The organism is Sunxiuqinia rutila (assembly GCF_050589705.1).
Lineage (GTDB): Bacteria > Bacteroidota > Bacteroidia > Bacteroidales > Prolixibacteraceae > Sunxiuqinia > Sunxiuqinia rutila.
The window spans coordinates 80,686-95,850 of sequence record NZ_JBNGOT010000012.1 but is presented as its reverse complement, the minus strand read 5'-3'; the positions used below and the strand labels follow the sequence as shown (position 1 = coordinate 95,850).

At 43.6% G+C, this 15,165-nt stretch carries 9 protein-coding genes; 8 read left to right on the top strand and 1 reads right to left on the bottom strand.

All coding sequences use genetic code 11. The features are described 5' to 3' along the window. Window positions 1-55: 55 nt before the first annotated feature. The 7 genes from ACRD6K_RS15150 to ACRD6K_RS15120 all read left to right on the top strand — a co-directional run bounded on the left by ACRD6K_RS15150 (window position 56) and on the right by ACRD6K_RS15120 (window position 12,875). A complete protein-coding gene (locus tag ACRD6K_RS15150) occupies window positions 56-2,287 on the top strand; it encodes an alpha-L-fucosidase (RefSeq protein WP_430973936.1) in 2,232 nt (743 codons plus the stop codon). 80 nt (window positions 2,288-2,367) lie between these two features. Continuing rightward, window positions 2,368-3,381, top strand: a complete 1,014-nt coding sequence (locus ACRD6K_RS15145) for an endonuclease/exonuclease/phosphatase family protein (RefSeq protein ID WP_430973935.1) — start codon at window positions 2,368-2,370, stop codon at window positions 3,379-3,381. A 20-nt stretch (window positions 3,382-3,401) separates the two neighbouring features. Beyond that, entirely contained in the window at window positions 3,402-4,943 is a 1,542-nt protein-coding gene (locus ACRD6K_RS15140) for a sulfatase (RefSeq protein WP_133466994.1), read from the top strand. A gap of 81 nt (window positions 4,944-5,024) precedes the next feature. Then, window positions 5,025-7,313, top strand: a complete 2,289-nt coding sequence (locus ACRD6K_RS15135; RefSeq protein WP_430973934.1) for a DUF4091 domain-containing protein — start codon at window positions 5,025-5,027, stop codon at window positions 7,311-7,313. Between the two features lie 73 nt (window positions 7,314-7,386). Next, complete coding sequence (locus ACRD6K_RS15130; RefSeq protein ID WP_430973933.1) at window positions 7,387-8,814, top strand: sulfatase family protein; 1,428 nt, start codon at window positions 7,387-7,389, stop codon at window positions 8,812-8,814. Window positions 8,815-8,819: 5 nt separating this feature from the next. Further along, window positions 8,820-10,307 (top strand): Gfo/Idh/MocA family protein, encoded by a 1,488-nt coding sequence (locus tag ACRD6K_RS15125; protein WP_430973932.1) that lies wholly within the window; start codon window positions 8,820-8,822, stop codon window positions 10,305-10,307. 153 nt (window positions 10,308-10,460) lie between these two features. Continuing rightward, complete coding sequence (locus tag ACRD6K_RS15120; RefSeq protein ID WP_430973931.1) at window positions 10,461-12,875, top strand: hypothetical protein; 2,415 nt, start codon at window positions 10,461-10,463, stop codon at window positions 12,873-12,875. 80 nt (window positions 12,876-12,955) lie between these two features. On the opposite strand, the gene ACRD6K_RS15115 is transcribed toward ACRD6K_RS15120, so the two are convergent. Next, window positions 12,956-13,759, bottom strand: coding sequence for a helix-turn-helix domain-containing protein (locus ACRD6K_RS15115; protein ID WP_430973930.1), 804 nt, complete (start codon window positions 13,757-13,759; stop codon window positions 12,956-12,958). A gap of 358 nt (window positions 13,760-14,117) precedes the next feature. Between ACRD6K_RS15115 and ACRD6K_RS15110 the strand changes: the two genes are divergently transcribed. After that, the gene (locus ACRD6K_RS15110; protein ID WP_430973929.1) at window positions 14,118-15,161 is read left to right on the top strand and encodes an L-rhamnose/proton symporter RhaT; all 1,044 of its coding nucleotides are present in this window, start codon (window positions 14,118-14,120) and stop codon (window positions 15,159-15,161) included. Window positions 15,162-15,165 lie beyond the last annotated feature (4 nt).

The window sequence follows — 15,165 nt, the reverse complement described above, 5'->3', positions numbered from 1 at the left end:
ACAATAGTTTTATAGGCTTAAATAAATTTTAACTACTCAATTAAAAAACTACTCAATGAAAAGAACCATTTCTCTTTTTCTATTAGCTGCGGTTTTGGGCTGTACAAAGCCCTCGGGGCTGATGATGAAGACAGCCAACACAATTGCAGTTGATGCTGATGACACCAAGGATTCAATTATCCTTAAAGCTGCTCATGTTGTCCCAACACCCAATCAAATGGATGCCTTAAGTGATGAATTCATTGCGTTTATCCATTTTGGTCCCAATACGTTTACCCGAATGGAGTGGGGGAATGGCATGGAAGATCCTAAGGTTTTTGACCTTCGGGAACTGGATACCGACCAATGGTGTAAGGCGATGAAAGCTGCCGGAATGACTAAAGTGATCTTTACGGCCAAGCACCATGATGGTTTTTGCCTGTGGCAAAGCCGATATACCGAGCATGGAATCATGTCTTCTCCATTTAAAGATGGTAAAGGCGATGTGTTAAAAGAATTGGCCGAGTCATGCGAAAAATATGGTTTGAAGTTAGGCGTCTACCTTTCTCCTGCCGATTTATTTCAGATTGAAAACCCGGAAGGATTGTATGGAAACCTGAGTAAAAAGACGGAGCGTGTCATTCCTCGCCCGGTTGAAGGACGCCCGTTCGAAAATAAAACCACCTTTAAATTCACGGTGGACGATTACAATGAATATTTTCTGAACCAATTGTTCGAGTTGCTGACTGAGTATGGTCCGGTTCATGAAGTCTGGTTTGATGGGGCCCACCCCAAGCGTAAAGGCGGTCAAACCTACGATTATATGGCTTGGAAAGAGTTAATTCATAAACTGGCCCCGGAAGCGGTTATTTTTGGTCGTGAAGATATCCGGTGGTGTGGGAACGAAGCCGGACAAACGCGTGATACCGAATGGAACGTGATTCCTTATCAGGAAGATCCTAATAAGATGGGGAGTTTTGGCGATCTTACGGCAACGTCATTGGGTAGCCGTGATGATCTGGTCAAAGGTAAATTTTTGCATTATCAACCAGCAGAAACCAATACATCTATTCGCGAAGGTTGGTTCTATCGAGATGACACCAAGCAAAAAGTGCGTAGTGCCGATGATGTGTTTGACATGTACGAGCGTTCAGTTGGTGGAAACTCCATTTTCCTACTCAATATTCCGCCGAATCGTCAAGGTCGTTTTTCAGACGAAGATGTTCAGGTTTTGGAGGAAGTTGGGAAACGCATTGAGCAAACCTATGGCACCGATCTGCTAAAAGGAGCTAAAGGTCCTGCAGAGGTGTTGGATAATGATCCAAACTCATACGAATTGCTTGCAGATGATGAAAAGGCCATTGAAATTACCATGCCTTCGGAAGTGGAAGCTAACCGCTTTGTTATTCAGGAGGCCATTGCCAGCCATAGCGAGCGTATTGAGAAACACGCGTTGGATGCTTGGATTGATAACCAATGGCAAGAAGTTGCATCGGCGACCAATGTGGGCTACAAACGTATCTTACGTTTCCCAACAGTGACCACTTCAAAATGGCGTTTGCGAATCTTAGAATCGCGTATGGCCCCAGCTATTGCCAAAATTTCCGTTCATTATTATAAAAACCGTCCACCACAACTCGCTTTCACCCGGAGCATTGATGGTCAGTTGACCATTGAGCCGAAGAAACATGATTTTGGTTGGAAACCTCATGGTGAGGACATTTCAAAAAATATCAATAGTGACCTGGAAATTCGTTATACTCTGGATGGAAGTGAGCCGACCAACACTTCAAAATTGTATACCGCTCCATTCTTACATGAGTCAGGACAAGTAAAAGCCCGCTCATTTACCAAAGACCAGTCGGGTAGTGTGGCCGAAAAAACCTTCGGTATTATCAAGAAAGACTGGAAACTGGTTGGTACTGATCAGGAAGCTGACGGGCATGTTGGCACAATGGCTTTCGATGAAAATAGCCAAACCTACTGGACTTCGACACGAAATGGCGCTCACTTTTTAGCCATTGACTTGGGACAGGAACAAACCCTGACAGGTTTCGTTTATACGCCTCAAACAGCCAATGCTGATGGCATGATTGAAGAAGGACTGATCAAAACAAGCACGGACGGTAAAAGCTGGAGAACGCTTGAACCCTTCAAGTTTGGGAACTTGATCAATGATCCGACTCCCAGGACTCATTATTTTAATGCGTCCGTATCTACACGTTTTTTCCGAATTGAATCTCGGGTTATTGCCGGAGGAAATAAAGCTGCAGCGATTGCCGAAATTGACTTTTTGAAAACGAAGTAAGTGCTTGGGAGATGTTCGAAAAAATAGATTCTTCGAGGAGAAAACAATGGTTTGCTTCTCATAATATAAAAACATTCTTTTTGTTATTGTTCTTTGCCTTGAGCGGGTATTTAAATACCGCTCAAGGACGAGAACTGAAAGTCTTGCAATTTAATATTTGGCAGGAAGGTACTGTGGTCGAAAATGGTTACCCTGCCATTTTGGATGAAGTGATTCGACTGGATGCTGATCTGATTGCACTAAGTGAGGTTCGAAACTATGACGACATCAGTTTAGCAGGACGGCTAGTCAAGGATTTGGAAGATCGTGGCTATACCTTTTATTCTCAGAGAAGCCAGGACACGGGTATTTTATCGCGCTATCCAATTGTTAAGCAAGAGGCTTTATTTCCGGTTAAAAATGATCAGGGATCAGTAACCAAGGCAATCATTGATGTGGAAGGTACCGAAATCGCATTTTATAGTGCCCATCTCGATTACAGGCATTGTAGCCTTTACCTGCCCCGTGGATATGATGGGTCAACTTGGAAAAAGTTGGATGCAATTGTTACCGATACGGCGGTGATTGCTAAATACAACCTGAAATCAATGCGTGATGAAGCGATCCGGGCGGTCATTGAAGATGCTGAAAAGGAACAAAGAAATGGACGCCTGGCTATGCTGGGAGGCGATTTTAATGAGCCTTCTCATCTCGACTGGACAGAAGCGACAAAAGATTTGTTTGACCATCATGGTGTGGTCATGGAGTGGCACAATACGAAAGCTCTGGAACGGGCAGGATTTAAGGATGTTTATCGGGAAGTCTATCCCAATCCTATTACGCATCCTGGATTTACCTTTCCGGCAGATAATCCGTTGGTGGACATTCGCAAATTGGCTTGGAGCCCGGATGCGGATGATCGGGATCGGATCGATTTTATCTTTTACAAACCAGATGCTAAGATTAGCTTGAAGGCAGTGACCATTGTGGGACCGAAGGGATCTATCGAGCGAAATGAGCGGGTTCCTGATAAAACAGAAGACCCAATAATGGTCCCAAAAGGTATTTGGCCAACAGATCATAAAGCAGTTTTAGCTACCTTTGATCTGAATTAAACCCAAAATAACTACTCAAAATGAAACTACTTAAAGCCTATTCTGGAGCTTGTTTGGCAGCAGCCTCACTGTTATCAGGATGTTCCGAGCCGGAAGTTCAACAACCAAATATCATCTTATTCTTAGTTGATGACATGGGGTGGCAGGATACCTCAGTGCCTTTTTGGAAAGAAAAAACAGCATTTAATGAACGTTATCATACGCCAGGAATGGAGCGTTTGGCATCGGAAGGAATGCTTTTTACACAAGCTTATGCTTCATCGGTGTGTTCGCCCACGCGCGTAAGTTTGATGAGTGGAATGAATGCTGCAAGGCACCGGGTAACCAACTGGACATTGCGCCGAAATGCCTCTGTTGATGCACAACACAAGCTGTTGGAGTATCCCGAATGGAATGTCAATGGGGTGCAACCGGTTGATAGTATCGAAAATTCGGTTCAGGCAACTATGCTACCACAAATATTGCAGGACAATGGGTACTTTACCATTCATTGTGGAAAGGCACATTTTGGAGCCATGACAACACCTTCAGCCAATCCGCTAACCTGTGGGTTTGATGTAAATATTGCAGGACATGCTGCCGGAGGCTTAGGAAGTTATTTAGGTGAGCAGAATTTTGGCAATAAAGAAAAAGGTGTTCATACCGAGCCATGGGGAGTTCCCGGCTTGGAGAAATACCATGGCGATTCGATTTTTGTTACAGAAGCTTTGACGATTGAAGCCAAGAAGGCAATGGATCAAGCTTTGGCTGCAGAAAAGCCTTTCTACCTTTATATGGCTCATTATGCTGTGCATATTCCGTTGAATGCTGATCAACGTTTTTATCAGAAATACCTGGATATGGGCTTGCCGGAGTCTGAGGCAAAGTACGCTTCCATGGTTGAAGCGATGGACAAGAGCTTGGTCGATTTAATGGACTATCTGGATGAAAAAGGGATTGCCGATAATACGATCGTACTGTTTATGTCCGATAATGGTGGTTTTAGTCTTCGTCCACGAGCAGGAGAATTGCACACGCACAACAGCCCTTTGCAAAGCGGTAAAGGTTCAGCATACGAAGGGGGTATCCGCGAGCCAATGATTGTTAAATGGCCCGGAAAAGTAAAGGCAAAATCAAGCTGTGATGACTACCTGCTGATTGAAGATTTTTTCCCCTCTATTTTAGAAATGGCTGGTGTAAATGATTACCAAACGGTGCAAACGGTCGATGGAAAGAGCTTTGTTCCTATGCTAGTGAATGAGGGAACAACGGCAGATGGCCGCGATCTTTTCTGGCATTTTCCAAACAATTGGGGGCCAACTGGTCCAGGAATTGGAGCAACAAGTACCATTCGAAGTGGCGATTGGAAGTTGATTTATTACTATCGCGATCAGCATTTTGAACTGTTTAATATTCCTCAGGATATTGGTGAAAAGCAAAATCTAGCGGAATCAAAGCCTGAGAAAGTCAATGAACTGGCTCAAAAGTTGAGCAATTACCTAAGAAGTGTAGATGCTCAGCGTCCGACTCTGAAAGCTACCGGAAAGATAGTGCCATGGCCCGATGAGGCCAGAGCTCTTTAAGGTTTCGGGAGTACTGTTTTTTGATGTTGGCCGGCACTATTTGTCTGCCCAGCAATTCAATTTCAGAAAAGAATAAACACCATGCTAATCTTCAAAAACCTAAATGTTTTATGCTTTGTGCTAAGTTTGGTAGCTTACTCATCTTCAGGACTGGCACAGGAAAATACCATTGTTGACCCTTATCATCGAGATGCGGGTGGCTATGGCTATTTAATTGAAAACAACGAGCAGTGTGCCGTTTGGTGGGCCGAAGGAGCTTATAAGGTAATGCGGGATACACCTGTTCCAGAGCAAGATGGTGACACCATTAAAATTTGGTCTGCTCAAAATGAATATGAATCATTTTTAGTGGTTATTAAGCCTAATCAACGGCTAGAGAACTTTCGCTTGACCGTTTCTTCCTTAACAAATGAAGATGGAAGTCGGGTCGAGGCAGAGCAGGCTAGTATTCGAAAGGTGGACTATGTGAAGGTGACTAAGCCAACGGATGATTACAGTTTCAAAGGGTGGTGGCCCGATCCCTTACCTTTGGTTGATGGACCGGTAACTCTTTTTGGAGCCGAAAATCAGCCATTTTGGGTGACCGTCAAAACGCCGGAAGGAACCCCGGCAGGAACTTACCATGGAAATTTGCATCTAAGTGCTGAAGGGTGGAACCTAAGTATTCCTATTCAATTGAATGTATGGGATTTTGCACTGCCCAAAATAACAAGCATGCGTTCGGGCTTTGGTTTAAATATGAATACGGTTAACGAATATCATCAGTTGACTGACCCGGAGGATTCGAAAAAAGTATTTGATCTTTACATGCAGGAGTTTAAGAATTATAAAGTGGCTCCGTACAACCCCTTCGAATTTTCGCCAATTAAAGAAACCGTATCAGGAATTTTCTGGCAAGGTGGCTTTTTCGACAGTAAGGAAAAGCATGCCGGTAAGTATGCGCTAAAAGTTGAAGATGAAAGTCGCAGCGAAGATCCGGTTGCTGAATCGGACTTTATTGAAGTTAACCATGCAAAATATGAATTATCCTGGTGGGCAAAAACACAGGAAAAAGAGCAGCAGTTTTGCGTCAAGGTGGCGTGCTACAATGCCGAAAAGGAACTATTGGTTTACGAAAACCGGATGGAAGAATTTACCGGTGAGGATACCTGGAAAGCTTATTCGTTCAACTTGAGCAAGCTTGCTGATGAAACCCGGTTTTTGAAGGTTTTTCTGTACCCGGTTTTTCATTCCTATACGGGCGAATACATTGGCACATGCTGGTTTGATGATGTAAAATTGAATGACGGCAATGAGAAGAATCATTTGTTGGCCGGAAATTTTGAAGTTGATTTGGAAAAAATAAACATCGACCTGGACTTTACGGATTTTGATCAGGCAGGAGAACGCTACCTGGATGAATTTGGGTTTAATGGTTTTCGTTTGGCACTAAAAGGCATGGGGCGGGGTACTTATTACGACCGGACGCCGGGTGTTTTTGAAGGCTTTGAACAGGGAACTGTGGAATATGAAAAGCTTATGCAGCGTTACCTGGTTCAAATAGAGCAGCATCTTGAAGAAAAAGGTTGGTTGGGCAAAGAATACATTTATTGGTTTGATGAGCCCGATGTCAAAGATTACCCTTTTGTGAGGGAAGGCAACGAAATGATCAAAAAATATGCGCCCAAACTAACGACTTTTCTGACGGAACATGTGGCCGGACAGGACCTGTCGGATGTAACCGATATTAGCTGTACAATCTGGCATAAACTGGATCATGAAAAGGCTCGGAAGCTGAATGAACGTGGGTTAGAATATTGGACTTACTTGTGTTGCTGGCCCAAGTCGCCCTGGATTTCGGAATTTATTGACCATGACGCTGTCAACCTCAGAATGTGGGTTTGGGCTTCGTGGAAATTTCAATTTAAAGGAATCCTGATTTGGTCAACCAACTTTTGGAACTCCCTGTCGGCTTCGCCTAAAGGTTATTTGCAGAATCCATGGGAGGAACCGATGTCTTTTGTGACTGGTTACGGCTGGCCACAAGGAAAACAAACGATTTGGGGAAATGGTGACGGCCGCTTTTTTTATCCGCCAAACAAAGAACCAAATGTAAAAAGTAAAGCCTGGATTGAAGGACCGGTTCCGTCTTTGCGCCTGGAAATCCTGCGGGATGGCCTGGAAGATTACGATTACCTGGTTTTGTTGAAAAAGGCAATTGAACAGGCCTCCGGAAAAAAGAAGAAGAAGCTGGCTAAAGAGGCCGAGCAACTCCTGGAACTTCCTGCCGGAATCATTTTCGACGAGAAGACGTATTCTAAAAATCCGCAAGATTTGTTGGAATACCGCAGGAAGTTGGCCCGGTACATTGAGCTGCTTCAGGAGGATTGAAGAGGCACTAAATGAGAAGGAGGGCCTGAAAGCTGAAAAAGAACATTTTGTCAACCTAACACGATAAAACTACATGACTACTACACGACAATTTACGAAAGCGACACTAAGCGTTTTTACGCTTACCGCTATGGGTTTTTCGGCCGCGGCACAAACGCCGCCTAAGCCGAATATCATTCATATTGTAGCCGACGATGTGGGCTATGATGATCTGAGCTGCTTCGGCTCAAAAGACATCCACACGCCTAACCTGGATGCGTTGGCTGAAAGTGGCATTAAATTTACCAGTTTTTATGCACCGCATGGAACTTGTACGCCTTCGCGTGCTGCACTCCTAACAGGACGTTATGCGCCGCGTGTTAATAACAACACCGGTTTGTATGTGCTTTTCCCTCATTCAAAACATGGTTTGGAAGATGAGTTGGAAGTTTCGATTACAGAGCTGTTGAAAGAGCAAGGCTACCGGACTGGCCTGTATGGAAAGTGGCACTTGGGGCATTTGCCTCAATACCTGCCTTGTGTGCATGGCTTTGATGAATTCCTTGGAATTCCTTACCCGAATGACCACGGGCCTGAACGTATCGGTAATTCCGGTTGGCGTCCCAATGGCATCAGCGATCCGGCGATTCCATTAATTGAACAGGCGCAGGTAATCAAACGATGCGATAATAATGATTTAGCTGAGCTACCAGCACTTTTTACGCGCGAAGCCTGTAAGTTTATCTACCGCTCGGTGAAGGAAGACCAACCGTTTTATCTGCAGTATGCAAATATTGAAACGCACACGCCTTGGTTTGTACCCAAAGGATTTGAAGGCAGGAGCAAGGCGGCTGCTTATGGCGATGCGGTTGAATACCTGGATACCTCTGTGGGGATCATTCTGAATACTTTGAAACGCTTGAAAATAGAGGATAATACCATTATTGTTTTTACTTCGGATAATGGCCCGTTGGTCCATAAAGATGAGGAGCTTGAAAACTGCTATGGCCGATTCGGATTCACTGATCCTGATCGGGAGCATGTGCTTCGCGAAGGAAAGTATCAAGAGCGATTTGAAGGAGGGATTAAAGTTTCGTGTATCATGAAATGGCCGGGGCATATTCCGGCAGCAACTGAGTCGGATGAGCCGATTACCGGAATGGACTTGTTCACGACGTTTGCACATATTGGAGGGGCCGAAATCCCGACCGATCGTGTCATCGATGGTAAAGATATCCGGGACTTAATGTTTGGAAAAGAAGGAGCTAAATCTCCACATGAGGCAGTTTATGGTTTCACGGCAACAGGCCAATTAATGAGCGTCCGGTATAAAAACTGGAAATTAATTTTGGGAGGAAAACATTGGACAGGTAACTTTGATGCACCGCAACTGTATGATCTGAATACAGACATGGGAGAAAGCACCAATGTGGCTCCGGAACATCCGGATGTGGTGAAACAAATTTTAAAACTGGCAGAAGAAGCCAAAACAGCAATCGCAAATAATCAACCATTAATATAGAGATAATGAGCAATAACAGAAGAGAATTTTTAAAGAATATTGCCTTGGGTTCAGGGGCAGTAGCAGCTACGTCGCTGATGTCGGCAACGTCTCCTGCAGCGAAAGAAGAAGTAAAATACATTCGGAAATCAGCAGAGCGCGTGCCTGACATGAAATTCAATATGTGTGGGTATGCAGCTCCAAAATTGGATAAAGTTCGCGTTGGCTTTGTTGGTATTGGAGACCGTGGTATCGGCGCTGTGGAGCGCATGACTTATATCGAAGGCGTTGAGATTACAGCTATCTGCGATACCCGTCAAGCTGCTTTGGATGGCGCTCAAGCGAAATTAGTAAAAGCAGGTTTGCCTAAAGCAAAGGAATTTACCGGTAGTGATACGGCTTTCAAAGACTTGTGTGAAAGTGGTTTGGTGGACTTAGTGTACACGGCGACTCCTTGGGAATGGCACGTACCTGTTGGATTGGCAGCCATGAATGGTGGAGCTCATACGGCCATTGAAGTGTCTACAGCTAAAACGATGGATGAATGCTGGGAGATGGTGGAAACTTCGGAAAGTACACGTAAGCACTGTGTTATTTTGGAGAACTGTTGCTACGACTTTTTCGAACTGTTGACTTTGAACATGGTTCGTCAAGGGGCTTTTGGTGACTTGATTCATGGTGAAGGAGCCTACATTCACGATCTGGATTACTGGCATTTCAATAAGCCAAAAGATGATAAGCCAGGTGGTGATGGTGCTTACGATAAATTGTGGCGTTTGCACGAAAACACCCGTAAAGCCAACGTATATCCAACACACGGTTTAGGACCGATTTGTCAGGCAATGGACATCAACCGTGGTGACCGTTTGGACTACTTAACCGCCATGATGTCGGATGATTTCACTTTGGAAAGACGGATTAAAGAATTGGCTCCAGAGCGTCCTGATTTAAAACAATTTTTAGGCAAAGAGATGCGTGGGAATATGGATATGCAGATGATTCGTACCGTAAAAGGACGCACTATCATGATTCAGCACGACATTAGCTCTCCTCGTCCTTACTCGCGTATTCACATGCTAAGCGGAACCAAGTGTTTTGCTCAAAAATGGCCTTTACAACACATTGCATTCGGTCACAATGTAGCTGATGAAGCTAAAATGAAAGAACTTCAGGAAAAATACCAACCAGAAATCGTGCGTAGAGTAGGCGAAATGGCCAAACAAGTGGGTGGCCACGGAGGAATGGACTTTATGATGGACTGGCGTTTGATCGACTGCTTGCGTAACGGTCTGCCGATGGATATGGATGTATACGATGCTGCGGCTTGGAGCTGTATTACTCCATTGAGTGAATGGTCAATTGCCAATGGTTCAAAACCAATTGATATTCCTGACTTTACACGTGGCGCTTGGAAAACGAACAAACCAATTGATATTACCTTGAATGGAGGTGGCACAACGGGAGTTCGCAACCTGAAAGACGCTGATTCAAAAGGACAGTTAAACGTTCATTAATGAATTTTCAGAAATCGTGAAATAACGATTAAGCCTTTTGTTCCGAAGAAGTCTCTGCTGGTTGCAATACCAGGGAAACTTCTTCGGAACTTTCTTTTTGTTGAAGTTCTACACTTCTTTCTATCTTGTACTACCTCTTTAAACTACTAACTTATGCGACTAAACATCTATTTTCTTTCTTTTCTTTTTTTGATTGGGCTGATGGCTTGCCAACCAAAAACACTAGACATTTACGTTTCGCCCAACGGTGACGATAAGCAGAATGGCTCAGCAGAACAGCCAATAAAGACCTTACAAAAAGCTAAAGACCTTGCGGCAAGCTATGCCGGGAAACAAGAAGTCAACATCATTTTGGAAGATGGGACTTACTACTTGAATGAAACCTTGGTATTTAATTTCAAGGATTCCGGGACAGAGGAATTTCCCATAAACATTCGTGCGGCTCATGAAGGAGGGGCCGTTATAAGCGGAGGGAAAGAGCTAAGTCTGAACTGGGAACCCTATCAGAATGGAATATATCGAGCATCAGTTGATTGCGAGGTCAATATTGACCAGCTTTACATCAATGGACAGCGTCAGCGGATGGCTCGTTTTCCCAATGCCATTGAGGGGAAGAATGTGTTTGATACCTGGGAATTGATTCACACCAAAGAACCTGATCCTGAAAACGATCCTTTAAAACCGGAACGTATTGGCTCTTGGAGCAATCCAGAGGGAGCTTATGTCCATGCGATGCATAGTGCTTTGTGGGGCGACATGCATTGGTTGGTCAACGGAAAGAATGAAGATGGTTCGCTTGACCTGGAAGGTGGCTGGCAAAACAACCGTCCCTCGCCAATGCATCCACGCTACCGGATGGTTGAAAATGTATTTGAAGAGCTGGACGTTCCGGGAGAGTGGTTTTTCAATCAAGCAGAAGGAACGCTTTATTACTATCCTTTAGAAGAAATAAATCTTGCTTCAGCAAAGGTTGAAATTGTTCGACTAAAGCACTTGATTGAATTTCGTGGGACTAAAGAAAGTCCTGTACGTTTTATTAATCTGCAGGGGGTGGTATTTAAGCATGCTGCCCGTAGTTTTATGGAGAATAAAGAGCAGTTGCTACGAAGCGATTGGACTGTTTATCGTGGAGGAGCCATTGTCTATGATTGTGCTGAGGACTGTTCTGTGGCGGATTGTGAGTTTGATCAATTGGGTGGGAACAGCATTTTCGTGAATAACTACAACCGTCGGCTTTCGTTTAAGTCGTGCTACATTCATCATGGAGGTGCTAACGGAATTGCATTTGTTGGAGATCCGGCTATGGTGCGCAGTCCGTTGTTCCGCTATGGAAAGCAGGATTTTGAAAAGATTGATCGTACGCCTGGACCAAAAGGTGATAACTATCCAGAAGATTGTCTGGTGGAAGATTGCCTGATAACCATGACCGGACGCGATGAAAAGCAAACATCACCTGTGCAGATTTCGATGGCGCATAAAATTACCGTTCGCCATTGCTCTATTTATGATGTTCCGCGTGCCGGAATAAACATCAGTGAAGGAACCTTTGGTGGGCATGTTATTGAATACTGTGATGTGTTCAATACGGTGTTGGAAACCGGAGATCATGGTAGCTTTAACTCATGGGGGCGCGACCGTTTTTGGACACCGGATATCCGTGAAACTGATGCAGAAATGAAAAAGGATCCGAATCTTTTCAAGCTCGATATGCTTGCTCCAAATACGATCCGAAACAGTCGCTGGCGTTGTGATCATGGCTGGGATATTGACTTGGATGATGGCTCATCGTGGTACACGATTTACAATAATCTGTTGTTGAATGGCGGCTTGAAAATGCGCGAAGGCTATCATCGCACAGCTACCAATAACATCATTATAAATAACAGTTTGCATCCTCATGTTTGGTATCCTGAAAGTGGCGATGTGTTTAAGCACAACATTGTTTTTGGCGCATACCGACCAGCAGTTATGCAGCGGGCAATTGCCGCTGATGGCAAATGGGGACAGGAATTGGATTACAACCTGTTTGCAACCAACCAGGAAGATCGGGAGAAGTTCCAAGTTAATGGATGTGATCAAAACTCCATGGTTGGCGATCCGATGTTTATTAACCCGAAAGAAGGAAACTTTACTGTGAAAGAGGATTCTCCGGCCTTGAAGATTGGATTTAAAAACTTCGATATGGACCAATTTGGGGTTGTTTCTGAAAAGCTGAGAAAAATTGCTAAAACGCCGAATATTCCACAGGAAATCGTATCAGGGAATACCGTTACCGGCAAGGTTTACACTTGGTTAGGAGCTAAAGTGAAAAATGTTGAGACTCTTGGCGAGCAGTCGGCTAATGGACTTTCATCCATGAGTGGTATCTTGTTGCTGGATGTTCCCGCCAATTCTGAGTTAGGCCTAAGAGGGTTTAATACCAGCGATGTGATTGTTGGGGTGAACAAACAGGAAGTGAAGACTTTCGAGCAATTGATGCAGTTACTTCAAGGACTACAATCCAAAAAGAACTGCACCATCAACATGATGCGTAATCAGCAAGCAAAAAATCTGATTACTGATTTTTAGCATAAATCATTGGTTCTAATTTCTCATGCCTTTGCCCTTAATCATATTTGAGGGAAGGCATGAGATTGAAAACGACACTTTTATTCCCTGTTTTTTCGAAAGGCCATGGGCGTGTATGAGGTCCATTGCTTAAATATGCGGCAAAAATAGGCCGATGTTTTGAATCCCGTTTGCGTGATGATTTCATCAAGAGGGTAGTCGGTTGTCAATAATAATAACTTAGCCTTCTCAATCCGTTTAAGAATGATAAATTCACTGGGGGGTAATCCCGTAATCGATTTGAATAAACGGGTAAAGTGATCTTTTGACAAGCAAGCTATTTCAGCCAATTTAATTACGGGGATCTCATTGGCTATATTTCCCTGTATGTACTTAAGAATAACCTGCATGTTGTGGTTTGTCAATTGACTGATGTCGGTATTTAGTTCGTCGCAGATAAAGCGGGAAAAAAGCTGCCTGATGATTCCGGTTGTTTCCAGGTAGTGTCCCATCGAATTAAAACGCATTTGCTTGTTTACCCACGGTTTACTTTGGTAAACATTTGGGTCGTGATGCGGTAACTCAGACCCCGGATTCAACTCAACGCATCGTTGAAATAACACTTCATCTAAAGCAGTTGCTTCAACTTGTTTCGATATCGAATACAAATTGTAAGGCGTAAGTCCGGAAGGCATTTCCATGCTAAAATGAATGTAGTAATGAGCAAGGTCTTTATGAAAGAAATAGGAGCAAGGGGCAAAGCTCGGAACCAGGTACATGTGCCCTGCTGTTAGTTCATATTTTTTACTATCCAAAACCAGCTGCCCAGTCCCCTTGGTAATAAGATACAACCGAGTAAACGGACTCACAATATTGTTATAGCGCGAATCTGCACTAAACTTCAATAATGCAATATTTCTTAGTTGAAAATTTATCGATCGCCCAATCTTTTCTATATGCATTTCTTGTTAAAATAAAATAGTTATAGCCTCGAGTTTCAAAATTACAGAATTTACGTGGGATTGTGAAAGTCGTATTTGTGCAATAAAGCGACGGGTTAATGCAGTAATATCATTGTTTGCGTTCTTAATTTTATGAACTAAAGTCAAAAACCTTAGTTCCATGGAGCTGACTTCTTGCGAAAGTGTTCCTCTCGAAGCTTTTAATCATCCGTTTCGAAAGGAAACTAGCAATAGAATGAAGGAGTTCAAGCCATGGAGCCAAGAAAAAATTTAGTCAACTAACTAATTAAAACCAAACTTGATGAATACTAGCGTGGTATTTGGAATTTTGCTGATTGCTATCGGCGCTTTTTCATCTGGAAGCTTTGCCGTTCCTTTTAGCAAAATAAAAAGCTGGAACTGGGAAACTTATTGGATGATCTTCAGCTTCGGAGGGTATATTATCTTCCCTTGGATTGCCTGCTGCATTTTTGCACCGGGAATGTTTTCGGTATTTTCTAAAACCGGATCCGGAGTTTTACTTTCAGTCTTTCTATTAGGTGCTATTTACGGAGTTGGAAACTTGTCTTTTGGATTGGCTTTGCGCTATCTGGGGCTTTCATTGGGTTATGCGCTTTCGCTCGGATTAATGCTGGCTATTGGAACCTTAATTCCTCCTCTTTTAGATGGCCGCTTACAGTTAATGCTTCAATCTTCGGGAGGCACTTTGCTTATCGCTGGTGTGGTGGTTGCTGTAGTGGGGATTATTTTTTCGGCCTGGGCCGGAATATTAAAAGACAGAACGGTGTCTGCCGAAAAGAAGCAGGAAACAATTGGAGAGTTTAACCTTGTAAAAGGAATCTTGTCAGCTTTGCTGGTTGGCTTTGCCGGTTCGGCAATGGCTCTTGGGTTTGAAGAAGGTATGCCAATCGCTACCATTGCTGAAGAATCTGGGGTTGATCCACTTTTTTCGATGATGCCCGTTTACGTTGTTTTTCTTGTTGGCACATTGATTACGACCCTTATTTGGTGTGTTTTTCTTGGCGTGAAGAATAAATCGCTCCAAAACTATGTAAGGCCTAAAAACAAACGAGTATTAACGCTAAACTATGCTTTTGGCCTACTCGCAGGATTTTTATGGTTCAGTCAATTCATATTTTTCAGTATGGGAAAGAGCAAGATGGGCCCATTTACCTTCACCTCGTGGGGAATTTTAATGGCGCTTACAATTGCCTTTGCTACCGTTTGGGGGCTTATCCGAAAAGAATGGAAGGGAGCTTCAGTAAAAGTATATGTATTGATGGCCTGTTCGCTGCTAATCCTTATAGCAGCCTCATTTATGATCGGAATTAGTGGTTCAGAATAATAAA

What these genes read in the sequence shown, in the direction of transcription:
- ACRD6K_RS15150 (WP_430973936.1), top strand. Translation starts at nt 56, where the DNA reads ATGAAAAGAACCATTTCTCTTTTTCTATTAGCTGCGGTTTTGGGCTGT.
- ACRD6K_RS15140 (WP_133466994.1), top strand. Translation starts at nt 3,402, where the DNA reads ATGAAACTACTTAAAGCCTATTCTGGAGCTTGTTTGGCAGCAGCCTCA.
- ACRD6K_RS15135 (WP_430973934.1), top strand. Translation starts at nt 5,025, where the DNA reads ATGCTAATCTTCAAAAACCTAAATGTTTTATGCTTTGTGCTAAGTTTG.
- ACRD6K_RS15130 (WP_430973933.1), top strand. Translation starts at nt 7,387, where the DNA reads ATGACTACTACACGACAATTTACGAAAGCGACACTAAGCGTTTTTACG.
- ACRD6K_RS15125 (WP_430973932.1), top strand. Translation starts at nt 8,820, where the DNA reads ATGAGCAATAACAGAAGAGAATTTTTAAAGAATATTGCCTTGGGTTCA.
- ACRD6K_RS15120 (WP_430973931.1), top strand. Translation starts at nt 10,461, where the DNA reads ATGCGACTAAACATCTATTTTCTTTCTTTTCTTTTTTTGATTGGGCTG.
- ACRD6K_RS15110 (WP_430973929.1), top strand. Translation starts at nt 14,118, where the DNA reads ATGAATACTAGCGTGGTATTTGGAATTTTGCTGATTGCTATCGGCGCT.